Source organism: Kordiimonas sp., from assembly GCF_048264555.1.
Taxonomy (GTDB): Bacteria; Pseudomonadota; Alphaproteobacteria; order Sphingomonadales; family Kordiimonadaceae; genus Kordiimonas.
Map to the genome: position 1 here is coordinate 39,973 of NZ_JBLXCX010000006.1, position 14,743 is coordinate 54,715.

General features: G+C 55.3%; 12 protein-coding genes. 10 read left to right on the forward strand and 2 right to left on the reverse strand.

The features are described 5' to 3' along the window. Positions 1-47: 47 nt before the first annotated feature. From ACN0XZ_RS15215 to ACN0XZ_RS15230, 4 genes are all read left to right on the forward strand, one after another. A complete protein-coding gene (locus ACN0XZ_RS15215; protein WP_417458648.1) occupies positions 48-926 on the forward strand; it encodes a glycine--tRNA ligase subunit alpha in 879 nt (292 codons plus the stop codon). 3 nt (positions 927-929) lie between these two features. Next, positions 930-3,110 carry a glycine--tRNA ligase subunit beta gene (gene glyS, locus ACN0XZ_RS15220; protein ID WP_417458649.1) on the forward strand — a complete coding sequence of 727 codons (2,181 nt, stop codon included), beginning with the start codon at positions 930-932 and terminating at the stop codon, positions 3,108-3,110. Between the two features lie 101 nt (positions 3,111-3,211). Continuing rightward, positions 3,212-5,872: a pyruvate, phosphate dikinase gene (gene ppdK / locus ACN0XZ_RS15225; protein ID WP_417458650.1), complete on the forward strand. Its 2,661-nt coding sequence runs from the start codon at positions 3,212-3,214 to the stop codon at positions 5,870-5,872. 77 nt (positions 5,873-5,949) lie between these two features. Next, positions 5,950-6,780, forward strand: coding sequence for a phytanoyl-CoA dioxygenase family protein (locus ACN0XZ_RS15230; RefSeq protein WP_417458651.1), 831 nt, complete (start codon positions 5,950-5,952; stop codon positions 6,778-6,780). On the opposite strand, the gene ACN0XZ_RS15235 is transcribed toward ACN0XZ_RS15230, so the two are convergent. Together ACN0XZ_RS15235 and ACN0XZ_RS15240 are read right to left on the reverse strand one after the other, a co-directional pair. Further along, positions 6,777-6,899: a hypothetical protein gene (locus ACN0XZ_RS15235; protein WP_417458652.1), complete on the reverse strand. Its 123-nt coding sequence runs from the start codon at positions 6,897-6,899 to the stop codon at positions 6,777-6,779. The two genes, ACN0XZ_RS15230 and ACN0XZ_RS15235, sit on opposite strands and share 4 nt — an antisense overlap. 22 nt (positions 6,900-6,921) lie before the next feature. Further along, complete coding sequence (locus ACN0XZ_RS15240) at positions 6,922-7,707, reverse strand: YgfZ/GcvT domain-containing protein (RefSeq protein ID WP_417458653.1); 786 nt, start codon at positions 7,705-7,707, stop codon at positions 6,922-6,924. Positions 7,708-7,850: 143 nt separating this feature from the next. Between ACN0XZ_RS15240 and pyrC the strand changes: the two genes are divergently transcribed. The 6 genes from pyrC (at position 7,851) to ftsH (ending at position 14,737) form a co-directional block, all read left to right on the forward strand. Continuing rightward, complete coding sequence (gene pyrC / locus ACN0XZ_RS15245) at positions 7,851-8,921, forward strand: dihydroorotase (protein ID WP_417458654.1); 1,071 nt, start codon at positions 7,851-7,853, stop codon at positions 8,919-8,921. Between the two features lie 20 nt (positions 8,922-8,941). Next, positions 8,942-9,580 (forward strand): LysE family translocator, encoded by a 639-nt coding sequence (locus ACN0XZ_RS15250; protein ID WP_417458655.1) that lies wholly within the window; start codon positions 8,942-8,944, stop codon positions 9,578-9,580. A 208-nt stretch (positions 9,581-9,788) separates the two neighbouring features. After that, complete coding sequence (gene pal, locus ACN0XZ_RS15255) at positions 9,789-10,349, forward strand: peptidoglycan-associated lipoprotein Pal (protein WP_417458656.1); 561 nt, start codon at positions 9,789-9,791, stop codon at positions 10,347-10,349. A gap of 151 nt (positions 10,350-10,500) precedes the next feature. Next, the gene (locus ACN0XZ_RS15260) at positions 10,501-11,385 is read left to right on the forward strand and encodes a tetratricopeptide repeat protein (RefSeq protein WP_417458657.1); all 885 of its coding nucleotides are present in this window, start codon (positions 10,501-10,503) and stop codon (positions 11,383-11,385) included. Positions 11,386-11,400: 15 nt separating this feature from the next. Next, positions 11,401-12,696 (forward strand): tRNA lysidine(34) synthetase TilS, encoded by a 1,296-nt coding sequence (gene tilS, locus ACN0XZ_RS15265; protein ID WP_417458658.1) that lies wholly within the window; start codon positions 11,401-11,403, stop codon positions 12,694-12,696. A gap of 130 nt (positions 12,697-12,826) precedes the next feature. After that, entirely contained in the window at positions 12,827-14,737 is a 1,911-nt protein-coding gene (gene ftsH, locus ACN0XZ_RS15270; protein WP_417458659.1) for an ATP-dependent zinc metalloprotease FtsH, read from the forward strand. Positions 14,738-14,743 lie beyond the last annotated feature (6 nt).

Below are 14,743 nucleotides of genomic sequence, written 5' to 3' on the forward strand. Positions count from 1 at the left end.
ATAATTTTGAGTAACAGATTCGCCCATTTAAGAGTTGGTCAACAATAATGTCATCCCCCAAAACCGGCGGAATGCCGTTCCAGAACATCATTCTGACACTCCAGAATTACTGGGCAGAGCAGGGCTGTTTGATCCTGCAGCCGTATGACATGGAAATGGGGGCGGGTACTTTTCATACCGCGACGACCTTGAGGGCGCTGGGGCCAGATAGTTGGAACGCAGCTTTTGTGCAGCCATGCCGCCGCCCGACCGATGGCCGGTACGGTGAAAACCCGAACCGCCTGCAGCATTATTATCAGTTTCAGGTCATCCTCAAACCAAGCCCTGCCAATATGCAGGAACTTTACCTGGGCAGCCTTAAGGCGATTGGTCTTGATAGCAGTCTGCATGATTTCCGTTTTGTGGAAGATGACTGGGAAAGCCCAACCCTTGGCGCATGGGGCCTTGGCTGGGAGGTTTGGTGTGACGGTATGGAGGTAAGCCAATATACTTACTTCCAGCAGATGGGCGGGTTTGACTGTAAGCCTGTCTCCGGTGAGCTTACCTATGGGCTTGAGCGCTTGGCCATGTTCGTACAAGGCGTTGATAACGTCTATGATCTGGATTTCAACGGCGCGGGCGCGACCTATGGCGATGTGTTCCTTGAGAATGAACGTCAGCAATCAGCCTATAACTTTGAATTCTCAAATACTGACAAACTGTTTGATGATTTCAAAAAAGCGCAGGATGAGTGCGCGGCACTTCTTGAAGCTGAGTTGCCGCTCCCTGCCTATGAACAGTGCATCCGCGCAAGCCATACCTTCAACCTGCTGGACGCACGTGGGGTCATTTCGGTAACGGAACGACAGGCCTACATCGGGCGGGTACGAGACCTTGCTAAAGGTTGCTGTGCTGCGTGGATCAAGAAAAACGGGTGGGAGGTATAAGTCATGGCTGATCTCCTTATCGAATTATTCTCCGAAGAAATCCCGGCTGGCATGCAAGCCAAGGCGTCTGAAGACCTCACGCGCATGATGGGCGACGCCTTCAAGGCAGCCGGATTGAGCTTTGATAACGCCCAGGCTTTTGCCACACCTCAGCGGCTGGTGCTGAGCGTTTCCGGTTTGCCTGTTAGCACGCCGGATGTGCGCGAAGAACGCCGTGGGCCACGTACAGACGCGCCAGAAAAAGCGATTGAAGGCTTTCTGCGCGGTGCAAAGGTCGCACGTCACGAATGTGAAGAACGGGAAGAAGCAAAAGGCACTTTCCTCTATGCGGTTATCGAGAAAAAAGGCCGGGCTACAAGCGAGGTGATTGCGGAGGCTCTTGAAGCAACCATCCGCAACTTCCCTTGGCCGAAGTCACAACGGTGGGGTTCCTTCAGCCATAAATGGGTGCGTCCGCTGCGGAATATTCTATGTGTCTTTGATGGTGAAGTCGTTGAGGGCGAGCTTATTGATGTGCAGGTTGCTCCGTATAAAGGTGCGGGGGCGTTACCAAAGTTGGATAAGTTCCAGAACTTTAGGTTCAATAGCGTCACTTTTGGCCATCGGTTTATGGCACCTGAAAGTTTTGATGTATCGGATTTCTCCGACTACAAACAGAAGCTGCTTGATCATAAAGTGATCCTTGATCCTGCGCGCCGCGCAACCTTGATCCATGACACCGCGCAAACGCTTGCGAGTGCCGCAGGGCTTGAGCTTGTTAAAGACCAAGGCCTTATCAATGAGGTCGCTGGGCTTGTTGAGTGGCCGGTGCCAATGATGGGGTCGTTTGACCCCGTCTTCCTTAGCGTGCCTGAGGAAGTTCTGATCCTGACCATGCGGAAGGACCAGAAGTATTTTGTAACGCGTGACCCTTCAACCGGGAAACTCGCAAACAAATTTATCTTCACCGCGAATATTGAGCCAACAGACGGTGGCCAGATTGTAACTGCGGGGAATGAGCGCGTGCTCACAGCGCGGCTGTCTGACGCCAAGTTTTTCTGGGATCAGGATCTGAAGCACAAGCTGGAAGATAACCTGGCTGCGCTTGAAGATATCGTCTTCCATATTGAACTTGGCCGGGTTTCTGACCGTGTGGCGCGTATGCGGTCACTTGCGCAGCATCTGGCGCAGTTTATCCCTGACTGCGACGCAGCGGAGGCCGATCGTGCCGCAATGCTGGCCAAAGCGGACCTTGTCTCCGGCATGGTGTTTGAGTTCCCTGAGGTTCAGGGCGTTATGGGCCGCTACTACGCCAACGCCCAAGGTGAAAGCGATGCCGTTGCGGACGCGGTGCGGGACCACTATGCGCCCGCAGGCCCCAATGATGAATGCCCAAGCGCGCCGGTCTCTGTTGCAGTGGCATTGGCTGAAAAGATCGACACACTGGTTGGTTTCTTCGCCATTGATAAGCGGCCAACAGGTTCCAAAGATCCTTATGCGCTTCGCCGTGCAGCGCTTGGCATCATCCGACTGATTACAGAAAACGGTATTCGTCTTGAGCTCGCGGAGACACTTCTCAATGCCGCCAAACCACTGAAGCCGTACCTCGGCCTTCAGATAAGCGTTGAAGAAGGCGGGGACCGTGACGAAGCGATCCTCAATCATGTTTCAGCAACGATTGAAGAGCATCTGCTGCCGTTCTTTGCGGACCGCCTGAAGGTTCAACAGCGCGACCTTGGCGTGCGGCATGACCTTATCGATGCGGTTTTTGCAAAAGGCGACGATGATCTCGTGCGCGTGCTCGCGCGCGTGTCTGCGCTCTCGGCTTTCCTTGATACGGATGACGGCGCGAACCTGCTTGCGGGTTATAAGCGCGCGGCCAACATCCTCCGTATTGAAGAGAAGAAGGACAGCCGCACATTTGACCAAGCGGTTGACGAAGCTGTACTGGTTGATGCGGAAGAGAAAGCTCTTGCGGAGGCGCTCACATCCGCAGTTGCCGACGCTGAGACAGCCCTTGAGGATGAAGATTTTGAAGCGGCCATGGCGGCGCTCTCGAAGCTGCGCGCACCCATCGATGCATTTTTTGACAAGGTTACCGTGAATGCCGACGACGCGGCACTGCGGGCGAACCGTCTCGCGCTTTTAAGTGCAATCCGGTCGGCGGTGAATACCGTCGCCGACTTCAGCCTGATTGAAGGCTAAAACTGAACGTACTGGACCAACAGAAAACACAACGGCCCAGTTTAAAGACCTAACTCAGTGCCACCAAGGGGACTAAGTGGTGCGGTAAAGGACTGCTTAACATGAGCAAATGGGTATATCGATTTGGCGACGGTGCTGCTGAAGGGCGTGCCGACATGAAAAACCTTTTGGGTGGCAAAGGCGCCAACTTGGCGGAGATGGCCTCATTGGGGCTTCCGGTTCCTCCGGGTCTGACCATCACCACCGAGGTCTGCACATATTATTACGCCAACGGCCATTCATACCCTGATACGCTTGAGAGCGAAGTTAATCAGGCTATCGTTGCCATTGAAAAAAGCGTTGGGGCCAAGTTTGGCGATGAAGAAAACCCGCTTCTGGTTTCCGTTCGCTCTGGCGCCCGGGTTTCCATGCCCGGCATGATGGACACGGTCCTCAACCTTGGTCTCAACGACAAAACCGTTGAAGGGCTGGCGAAACAAAGCGGTAACCCGCGTTTCGCATGGGATAGCTATCGCCGCTTCATTCAGATGTACTCAGACGTGGTTTTGGGTGTTGATCACTATCACTTTGAGGAGCTGATTGAGCTTCATAAAGAAGAAAAGGGTGTTGATCTTGATACCGAACTGGATGCTGACGACTGGCAGGAAATTGCGAGCCAGTTTAAAGCCAAAACCGAGGAAGAGCTGGGTCGCCCGTTCCCGCAGGATGCAAAAGAGCAGCTTTGGGGTGCAATTGGGGCTGTGTTCTCCAGCTGGCAGATTGACCGCGCGAAAGTATACCGCAAGATCAACAATATTCCAGAAGACTGGGGCACGGCCGTAAACGTGCAGGCCATGGTATTTGGCAACATGGGCGACACATCGGCAACGGGTGTTGCCTTTACCCGTGACCCGTCCACGGGCGCGAATGAATATTACGGCGAATATCTGATCGATGCGCAGGGCGAGGATGTTGTGGCGGGTATTCGCACGCCGCAAAACCTGACCAAAGCGGCGCGTGAGGCCGCCGGTGCGACAGCACCGTCCATGGAAGAAAGCATGCCGGAAGTGTTCGCGCAGCTCGCAGATGTTTTTGACAAGCTTGAGCGTCACTACCGCGACATGCAGGACATTGAGTTTACCGTACAGCGCGGCAAACTCTGGATGCTGCAAACCCGCGCGGGCAAGCGCACAGCCAAAGCAGCGCTCAAAATCGCTGTTGATATGGCAGCCGAAGGCCTGATTGACGAAAAAACAGCCGTGCTTCGTGTTGAGCCAAGCGCGCTTGACCAGCTTTTGCACCCGACACTGGACCCTGATGCGCCGCGAGACATTTTTACCCGTGGTTTGCCTGCGTCACCGGGCGCCGCAGCAGGTGAAGTGGTGTTTGACGCTGACACAGCCGAAGCGCTGGCCAAAGAGGGCAAAGCGGTGATCCTTTGCCGGGTTGAAACCAGCCCGGAAGATATTCACGGCATGCACGCGGCCAAAGGCATCCTGACGGCCCGTGGCGGTATGACAAGCCACGCGGCTGTGGTGGCGCGCGGCATGGGGCGCCCTTGTGTATCGGGCGCGGGCCAGCTCCGTATCGACAGTAAGGCGGGTGTGATGACTGCTGTAGGCCGAGAGGTCAAGGAAGGTGATTGGATCACCATTGACGGCGCTTCCGGCGAAGTGATGGTGGGTGAGGTGAAAACCTTGCAGCCTGAACTGGCGGGCGATTTTGGCACGCTCATGACTTGGGCTGACCGCTACCGCAAACTGAAGGTGCGCACCAACGCTGATACACCCCATGATACGCGCACTGCGCGTGAGTTTGGCGCGGAAGGCATCGGCCTTTGCCGTACTGAGCATATGTTCTTTGAGGGGGAGCGCATTGTTGCGGTGCGCGAGATGATCCTCGCGGAAGATATCGCAGGCCGCCGCTCTGCGCTCGCGAAGCTGCTCCCTATGCAGCGCAGTGACTTTGAAGAGATTTTCAAAATCATGCGTGGTCTGCCGGTAACGATCCGCCTGCTTGACCCGCCGCTTCATGAGTTTTTGCCGCGTGAGGAAGATGAGTTTGAGGATGTGGCCAAGTCGATCGGTGCTGACGTGAAGGTGCTGCAGCGCCGCGCGGCTGAGCTGCATGAGTTCAACCCGATGCTGGGCCACCGGGGGTGCCGCCTTGGCATCACATACCCGGAAATTTATGAGATGCAGGCCCGCGCAATCTTTGAAGCTGCTATCGCGGTTGAAAAAGAGGGCGGTGAAACTGTTGTGCCTGAGATCATGATCCCGCTTGTTGCTACACGGGCGGAGCTTGAGACGCTTCGCCGTCATGTGGAAGCGGTGGCTGAGGAAGTGTTCACCGAGCAGGACCACAGGGTTGAATATCTTGTGGGCACTATGATTGAGCTTCCGCGCGCTGCATTGCGGGCTGACCATATCGCTGTTGCGGCAGATTTCTTCAGCTTTGGCACCAACGACCTCACGCAAACCACCATCGGCATCAGCCGGGACGATGCGGCCCGCTTCCTCGATCAGTATGTGAAGCAGGATATTTTTGCGCAGGACCCGTTTGTCTCTATCGATCAGGAAGGTGTGGGTGAACTGGTTGAGATTGGCGCAGAGCGCGGCCGCTCCACCAAGCCTGACCTGAAGCTCGGTATATGCGGTGAACACGGCGGTGACCCGGCGAGCGTTGAGTTCTGCCACCGGACGGGGCTTGATTATGTATCCTGCTCGCCTTACCGGGTGCCGATCGCCCGCCTGGCAGCCGCACAGGCAGCGCTTAAAGACTAGAGACCAAAGCCCCGCACTCGCGGGGCTTTTCTTTTGCGGGCCATGCACTACTCTCACATAACGACTGGGAGGCGAGTATGGACCATCAGCATATTATCGAGACCATCAAGGACCGTGGGTATTTCATCATCGAAAACCTGATGCCGGAAGCTGGCGTTCAGGCCGCGCGGGATATTCTCGACCCCATTTTTGCGGAGCAGCGCACAGGTCGCAATCAGTTTGAAGGGTTTAAAACCCAGCGTATCTACAGCCTACCCAAATATGGCCCTGCCTTATGGCCGTTTTTCATGCATGAGGATTTGCTCAAGATCATCAAGCCCTTGTTGTGGGATGACTGTCTTGTGACGGCAGCACTGGCTGCAAATGTGCTGCCGGGCGAACAACCGCAAGCCTTTCATGTGGACGACGGCTTCTATCCGCTGCCACGCCCGCGCCCGGCTTTCTCTGTGGGCGCCATATGGGCGATGGATGATTTCACCGCCGACAATGGCGCGACGGAACTCATCCCCCACAGCCATAAATGGGGGGAAGGCGAAAAACCGGAAGGGGTGCTGGAACTTCAGGATGCTTTTCATCGGCATGAGCCGGGGCAGGGAGATGGTTGGCATTCGCCCGAGAATGCAGAGATCATCAAGGCCGAGATGCCGCGTGGCTCTGTGCTGATCTTCCTTGGGAACCTGTGGCACCGGGCGGGCGGCAATAAAACCGATGGCGCCCGGCTCGGGCTCTTCCCGCAATATTGCGCTTCATGGGCGCGTACGCAGGAAAACTTCTTCCTCTCTATCCCGAAAGAGACGGTAGCAGAAATGCCGACAGTGATGCAGGAATTGCTGGGCTATAATATTCACCCGCCCTTCATGGGGCACGCAGGCGGCTTTCATCCGCAGAAAACACTGCCGATCGCTTAGCCAGCCAGCACAAAAAATGTGATCAGGACAGCGGCAACAACCAGCCCAAGCGTAATGAGGTTGTTACGCTCATGGGCGGCGTTCGCTTCTTTTTCACGCTGTTTTTTTGATTTGGTCATGTCGTCCCCCGTTTTGGCCCTGTTATGCAAGATGCACAGGCACGCCATCAGCATTAAGGGAAGTATCGCCAAATTCAAGCCGGAAATAAGCGATGGCATGAGTGCCGTCTGTCGTGCGGATTTCGCCCGCGTTTTTGCCGTCCGGCGTCAATAATGTTTGCCCCGGGGTCAGCGAGCCACCCTCTGCTTTAACCGCTACCAGTTTTTTCTTGAGCGTGGTGCGGTGCTTCATTCGGGCAGTAAGTTCCTGGCCCACAAAACAGCCTTTGGTGAAGGATACACCGTTTAGCCGTTCGGCATCTGTTTCCAGCCAGAAGTATTTTTCAACCTCCATGTCCCGGCCGCCGTCAGGCACGCCAAGGGTCAAGCGTTTAGCCTCATACTTGGCGGCTGAAAGTGTTGTGTCATCTGGTGTCTTGCTGGTAATCAGACGCCAGCCCAACTCTTCATGTCTTGGGTCTTGATAGGCTACGCCGCCGCATGAGGGCTTGGCAAAGGAGACCCAAACGCTGAGGTCGGTCTCATCTGCAATCGTTACATCTGCGCGCAGCTTATACATCATCAGGCGGCGCATCAGGTCGGGCTTGCGCTCGGCCTCTATATCCAGCAACAGGTCATCCCCATCTGCCACGATCATCATGTCAAAGAGGAATTTTCCCTGCGGGGTAAGAAGGCCTGCATAGAGCGCCGCATCGGCTGTTACTTTCATCACATCATTGGTGACAAGGCCCTGAAGAAAAGTCTTTGTCTCGCTACCCGAAAGGCGAAGTACGGCGCGGTTTTCGAGCTTGAGCATGGCTGCTGTCATGAAACTTCCTTGTCACACGGTTATGGGTTCATCATCTATGGCCATAAGATGGCGATGCGCTGACGGCTTTCAAGTTGTAAGCGCGTGCCAAGCCCGTTACAACTGCGGACACAAAATTAAGTTTCAAGAGACAGAGTTTGACCATGACCACCACGCCTCAGCCCGATCGCCTCGTAATCCGCCAGCCAGATGATTGGCATGTCCACCTGCGAGACGGTGAAATGCTTGGGGCGGTTGTGGGGTACACGGCGCGGCAATTCGCGCGGGCGATTGTCATGCCCAACCTGACACCGCCGGTGACGACAGTTGCGGCGGGTGAAGCCTATAGGGACCGTATTCTGAAAGCATTGCCGGGCGGGCTTGAGTTTACGCCACTCATGACCTGCTATCTGACAGATTCGATTGACGCCGAAGAAGTTGAGCGCGGATTCACATCAGGTGTGTTCACTGCCTGCAAGTTATATCCTGCGAACGCAACGACCAATTCGGCGCACGGTGTGAGCGATATAAAAAAGATCTATCCCGTGCTGGAGACCATGCAGCGCATCGGCATGCCGTTCCTTGTGCATGGTGAGGTGACAGACCATGACGTGGACATCTTCGACCGTGAGGCAGTATTTATTGAACGCACCATGGCAAAAGTTGTGGAAGATTTCCCTGACTTGAAGGTGGTGTTTGAGCATATCACCACGGCAGAGGCAGCCGCGTTCGTTGAGGCCAGCGGCCCCAATGTGGGGGCTACCATCACGCCGCAGCACCTTGTGCATAACCGAAACGCCATGCTGGTTGGTGGTATCAGGCCACATTATTATTGCCTGCCGGTTATCAAACGTGAAAAGCACAGGCTCGCCTTGCGGGCGGCGGCAACCTCCGGGTCGCCGAAATTTTTCCTCGGGACCGATTCTGCACCACATACAGTAGAACGTAAGGAAACAGCGTGTGGCTGTGCGGGCATTTTCAATGCGCCTTATGCGCTCGAGAGTTACGCCAAAACCTTTGAGGAAGAGGGCGCGCTTGACCGCCTGGAAGCTTTTGCATCGGAAAACGGGCCGAATTTCTACGGCTTGCCGCTAAACAAGCGCTATGCGGTGCTTGAGCGAGCGGAAACGCTTGTGCCGGAGATGCTGGAAGCTCCCGGCCTTCGCATAAGCCCGTTCCATGCTGGTGAAACCTTGGCCTGGCGCTTCGCGGGCATAAAGGACAAGGCTGAATAAGCCATGAGGCTGAACGCATAGTGATTGACGAAATCGGATATGTGCTTTGGGGGCTAGCCTTTGGGTTTGCCCTTTCGGCACCTGTGGGGCCCGTTAATATCATATGCCTGCGCCGCAGCCTTTTTGGCCGGGCGCGAGATGGTTTTATGATCGGGCTTGGGGCTTCAGCGGGCGACGCCTTCTATGCGGGGCTCGCGGCACTTGGGCTTAAAGCTTTCCTCAGTGTTATCGATAGTTTCGATACGGAGCTGAAACTAATCGGTGCAACCATTATGATTGTGTTTGCGATCCGTATTTGGCGCAGCCATCCGCATATCGACCAGAGCCCGCAGGAGGGCGGTGTGAAGCGCGGCATGCTCGCGTCGCTTGTGCTCACCCTTACCAACCCTGGCGTATTCTTCGGTTTTCTCGGGCTTTATGCGCTAGCGGGCATCGGTGACCTTGGCGCGGATGGCGGCTATATACATTCTGACGCTATCGCATTGATTGTGGGTGTGTTTTTGGGATCGAGCCTGTGGTGGGCAACGCTTGTTGGTATCGGGCGCTACCTGAGGGATAAGGTCAACGATAAATTCCTCAGTATAATCAATCATTTCTCTGCTGCGCTTATCGGGCTTTTTGCGCTTGGAGCCATTTTAAGCATTTGGCTAAAGTTTTAACCATAAGGGCTGATGGGCTCCCGTTGGTCCCTGTTCACGAAAAATTCACGACAGAACAAACATTTGCCGCATTTTGATTGCTTGATCATCCGAAATTCGCGTTCTATAGTTGCCGCGAACAAGCGTGACCTGCCTGAAGGAAATCTTTGGGCTGGTTTCGTGTAATGTATGTAATCCGGGGGAACCCATTCCGTTGGAGGGAGCGAAAATGACGTCCAAGCGCCTGGGCAAGAATATTGCCGTAATTTCTGCTGTCGCACTCATGCTGGCAGCATGTTCATCTAAAGATACACCCCCTGAGGATACAACTCCGCCGGTGGTTGAAACTGAAGATTCCATGTCTTCCGGTCAGCCGGATCAACCTTCAACGCCTGAACTATCAGCTGAAGAGCTTGATGCACAGGCGATGGGCAGCCCGAACCAGGCAAGCCTGACAGCTTATGCTGGTGACCGTGTATTCTTCGCCTACGACAGCTCTGAGCTGACTGACGAAGCACGCATGACATTGGCTAAACAGGTTCGCTGGCTTGAGCGCTTCCCTCGCGTTGCTGTAACAGTGGAAGGCCACTGTGACGAACGCGGCACCCGTGAGTATAACCTAGCCCTTGGTGAGCGTCGTGCTACGGCTGTGAAAAATTATCTGATCGCACGCGGTATTCCTGCGTCACGCCTCAAAACCATTTCTTATGGTAAAGAGCGTCCTGCAGTTGTTGGCAACGGTGAAAGCACCTGGAGCCAGAACCGCCGTGGGGTTTTGGTCGTTCAGTAAATACTGACGGCGCATCATGGACATGTGGCCCCGTGCCCGGATATCCGGGGCGGGGCCCTTTTTTTACCGGATTTGTTGAGTACACCCTGATAAGGCGTTGGCGCTTATGGCTGTGATTGCCAGCGAAGCCACAAGGGGAAGGAGACGGCACATGAAAAAAGCGATTTTTATCACTCTCTTTTTGGCCATGGCGGCGGGAACTGTTCCGGCTGGCGCACAAAGCAGGGCAGAGCTGGCCCTCAAGGTTGAGCGACTTGAGCGGGAGATGATCGCGCTTGAGAACCGGCTGCGTGGCGGGCAGGCAAACACTGGCGCTGTACCGATGCAGGGCGGTGCCGATAATGCGGCTCTTGCGGATATGGTTGCCAAGATGGGCACGATGGAACGCCAGATGCGCATGTTTACCGGAAAAATTGAGGAGCTGGAGCACCGGTTGCGCCAGCAGGACCAGGCCATGGAAATGCTGCGAAAAGAGCTTGACCTGCAGCGGCAGGAAGCGGCTCAGGCCCAAGCGTCTCGGCCCCAGCAAAACATGAATACCAACGCGCCAGCGGGCAATACTGCAGCGGCCAATAATAATGCAGCCGCGCCAGCTGCGGAAACACCCGCGGCAACCACGCCTGCCAAGCCAGCCATTGAGCTGCCTGCAGGTGATGCTGCCGAGCAATATCGCTATGCCTTTGAATTTATTCGCCAAAATGACCTAGATAGCGGTTTTACTGCCATGGAGATGTTTCTCAAGGCCAACCCGGGTGATGAACGTGTGGGCAGTGCCAAGTTTTGGCTCGGGCGTATTCACCTGCTGAAAGGCCGCATGCCACAAGCTGCACAGCAGCTTCTGGCGTTGATTGAAGAACACCCTAACCATGAGAAGCGGGTGGATGCATTGGTTGACCTTGCCGACGTGCTGATCGCGCTTGATAGCGCACCAGATGCCTGTAATGCACTGGCTGAGTTCCGCCGCAGTGAAGCCAAGGCAAACGACCGTCTGAAGGCGCGTGCCGCCCGTACGGCTGAAAAAGCTGGCTGCAGCTAAGCCTTTGGAAACAAGATGATGGCCGAGCCTGAAGCCTATAGCGCCGACGCGCTTCTGCGCACACTTGATGACGCGCTTCAGGCGTGCCGGGTACCAGAGGGTGCCCGGCTGGCGATTGCGGTGTCAGGCGGGCCAGATAGCCTGGCACTCGCGCTTCTGCTTCATGAAAGGCATGATATCGTTGCGATTTCTGTTGATCACGGCTTGCGCCCTGAAGCTGCATCTGAGGTCAAAACTGTGGCGGAAATCATGCACAAATGCGGCATCCCCCATATCGCTCTGAAATGGCAGGAATCCAAGCCTGAGAGCAATATTCAGGCCTCTGCACGTGTGGCGCGTTATCGCCTCATTGGGGAGCGGTGTGTGGCGGAAAAAATTTCCCACCTGCTTACCGCTCATCATCAGGACGATCAGGCCGAAACCGTGTTGATGAGATTGGCGCGGGGTAGCGGTGTTTATGGGCTGGCCGGGATGAACATGGTCTCCGAGGTGCCCGGCGTGCCCGAGGTCAAGCTCATTCGTCCGCTCCTTGATGTGCCAAAGGCTGCGCTCAAGGCATACCTGAGAGCGAGAAACATCGATTGGATTGAAGACCCGAGCAACAAGAATACCGATTTTGACCGAGTGAAAATTCGTCGGTTCCTCGAGACCCCGCCGCTCGAAGGTCTCTCTGGTACGCGACTGGCGGAAACCGCCAAACGCCTGCGCCGCAGCCGTGATGCGCTTGAGCATTACGAGCGGGAATGGACCGCACGCTCGGTGCGGGAGGAAGAGCCGGGCTATCTGCTACTGAAGAAAGGCCAACTCACAGCGGCACCGGAAGATATCATCCTGAGGGGGATTTCTTCGATCTGCCGTGCGTTCTCGGGCGCAGATTATGTGCCGCGTATGGAGAAGGTCGAGCGCTTGCTCATGAGCTTGAGAGACAATGGGTTTTCAGGCGCCACGCTATATGGCACCCAGTTCCTGCCGGGGGGCGAGGGTAGTGTACTGATTTGCCGGGAACCGGCGGCGTGTACTACACGCACCAACCTCACCGCACATCAAATCTGGGATAAGCGGTTTGAAATTTCGGTGGATGGTGCTACTACAGCCCTCGAAATCGGTGGGCTTGGGGAAGCCGGGTGGAAAATGGCCGTCACAAAATGGCCAGAAGTACGTGAGACACCTATTCCCTATGCCGTCCGGCTCGGCTTGCCTGCGATTTTTGAGCGCGGGCAATTGCGGGCGCTTCCGCATATGGGATATAGTGAGCTGAGTAATGCTGCACTTCACCTGTCGCGGAGAACGCTCATCCGGTCGAAAAAATAAGCCCGGTGGCATTTGGCCTCTTGCACCTTTGGCGGGGAGGCTTATCTCTTGGGGAAGCATTCCAAGGGGATAGTGCATATAATGCGGCTGCTGCCCTCAGTATGGGCGGTAGCGTTAGAAAGGCAAAAAAGTGAACGGATTTATGCGGAATGCGCTGGTTTGGGTGTTGATCATCCTGCTTCTTGTTGCGCTTTTCAATATGTTCCAGGGCGGCTCTGCGAAGGTGCCGGAACTTGCTTACAGCCAATTTATTGAAGCCGTTGAGCAAAACAAGGTAGCGCAGGTTGAACAGCAGGATCAGGACCTGAACGGCGTTTTCACAAGTGGTGATGAGTTCCACGTGATTGCACCTCGTTATGATGACGAGCTGTATCGTACGCTCAAGGAACACAATGTAAGCCTCACGGTTAAAAAGCCGGACGAAGGCTTTCTTATGGGCGCGCTTATCTCGTGGCTGCCGTTCCTGTTGCTTATAGGTGTCTGGATTTTCTTCATGCGGCAGATGCAGGGCCGTTCCGGCGGTGGTGGTGCTATGGGCTTTGGTAAAAGCCGCGCGCGCCTCTTGACCGAGAAACAAGGCCGCGTCACCTTTGAAGATGTTGCGGGTATTGAAGAAGCCAAAGAAGAGCTTGAAGAGATTGTGGACTTTCTGAAAGACCCACAAAAATTCCAGCGCCTTGGTGGTAAAATCCCTAAGGGCGCGCTTCTTGTTGGCCCTCCTGGTACCGGTAAAACATTGCTTGCCCGCGCGATCGCCGGTGAGGCCAATGTACCGTTTTTCACCATTTCGGGTTCAGACTTTGTTGAAATGTTCGTGGGCGTGGGCGCGAGCCGCGTACGCGACATGTTTGAGCAAGCGAAGAAAAACGCTCCGTGCATCATCTTCATCGATGAGATCGACGCCGTTGGCCGTCACCGTGGTGCGGGCCTTGGCGGCGGTAATGACGAGCGCGAGCAGACCCTGAACCAGCTTCTGGTTGAGATGGATGGTTTTGAAGCCAACGAGGGTATCATCATCCTCGCGGCGACCAACCGTCCTGACGTTCTTGATCCTGCGCTTCTGCGTCCGGGCCGGTTTGACCGTCAGGTTGTTGTGCCAAACCCTGATATCAATGGCCGTGAGAAAATCCTTGGCGTGCACATCAAGAAAGTGCCGTTGGCACCTGATGTAGATGTAAACACCATTGCGCGCGGTACGCCGGGCTTCTCTGGCGCGGACCTCATGAACCTTGTGAATGAAGCGGCGCTTCTGGCGGCGCGTCGCGGCAAGAAAATTGTGGCGATGTCAGAATTTGAAGCAGCCAAAGACAAGGTGATGATGGGCTCAGAGCGCCGCTCCATGGTGATGACGGAAGACGAGAAGAAGCTGACAGCCTACCATGAAGGCGGCCATGCCCTTGTGACGCTGCACTGCAAATCGTCTGACCCTATCCATAAAGCGACAATTATCCCACGGGGCCGTGCGCTTGGTATGGTGATGCGCTTGCCGGAGCGGGATGAATATTCCCAGAGCCGCGAGAAGATGCACGACAATCTGGCAATTGCCATGGGTGGCCGTGTCGCGGAAGAAGTGATCTTCGGGTATGAAAAGGTGACATCTGGCGCGTCAAGCGACATCCAGTATGCCACCAACTTGGCCCGTAACATGGTCACGCGTTGGGGTATGTCTGATAAGCTTGGTCCGCTTCAGTATGCAGCGAACGAGGAAGAGGTATTCCTTGGTCACTCAGTCGCGCGCCAGCAGAATGTCTCTGGTGCGACAGCCAAGCTGATTGATGAGGAAATCAAGGCTTTTGTTGATAACGCCAACACTCGTGCGAAAGATATCCTCACAGAGAATATCGATGACCTGCACAAGCTTGCCGGTGCGCTTCTCGAGTATGAGACACTCTCCGGCGACGAGATCAAAGCCATCCTGAAGGACGAGCCGATCCGGGTGCAGCCAAAACGCAAGGACAATGAGCCAACGGTTCCGCCGACAGCACCAAGCACGGTGCCGACTACGGGCCTTGGCCATGGTGAACCACAGCCGGAAGGCTAAAAGCTG

What these genes read in the sequence shown, in the direction of transcription:
- pyrC (WP_417458654.1), top strand. Translation starts at nt 7,851, where the DNA reads ATGACCACCACGCCTCAGCCCGATCGCCTCGTAATCCGCCAGCCAGAT.
- ACN0XZ_RS15230 (WP_417458651.1), top strand. Translation starts at nt 5,950, where the DNA reads ATGGACCATCAGCATATTATCGAGACCATCAAGGACCGTGGGTATTTC.
- ACN0XZ_RS15260 (WP_417458657.1), top strand. Translation starts at nt 10,501, where the DNA reads ATGAAAAAAGCGATTTTTATCACTCTCTTTTTGGCCATGGCGGCGGGA.
- ACN0XZ_RS15240 (WP_417458653.1), bottom strand. Translation starts at nt 7,707, where the DNA reads ATGACAGCAGCCATGCTCAAGCTCGAAAACCGCGCCGTACTTCGCCTT.
- ACN0XZ_RS15235 (WP_417458652.1), bottom strand. Translation starts at nt 6,899, where the DNA reads ATGACCAAATCAAAAAAACAGCGTGAAAAAGAAGCGAACGCCGCCCAT.
- glyS (WP_417458649.1), top strand. Translation starts at nt 930, where the DNA reads ATGGCTGATCTCCTTATCGAATTATTCTCCGAAGAAATCCCGGCTGGC.
- ACN0XZ_RS15215 (WP_417458648.1), top strand. Translation starts at nt 48, where the DNA reads ATGTCATCCCCCAAAACCGGCGGAATGCCGTTCCAGAACATCATTCTG.
- pal (WP_417458656.1), top strand. Translation starts at nt 9,789, where the DNA reads ATGACGTCCAAGCGCCTGGGCAAGAATATTGCCGTAATTTCTGCTGTC.
- ppdK (WP_417458650.1), top strand. Translation starts at nt 3,212, where the DNA reads ATGAGCAAATGGGTATATCGATTTGGCGACGGTGCTGCTGAAGGGCGT.
- tilS (WP_417458658.1), top strand. Translation starts at nt 11,401, where the DNA reads ATGATGGCCGAGCCTGAAGCCTATAGCGCCGACGCGCTTCTGCGCACA.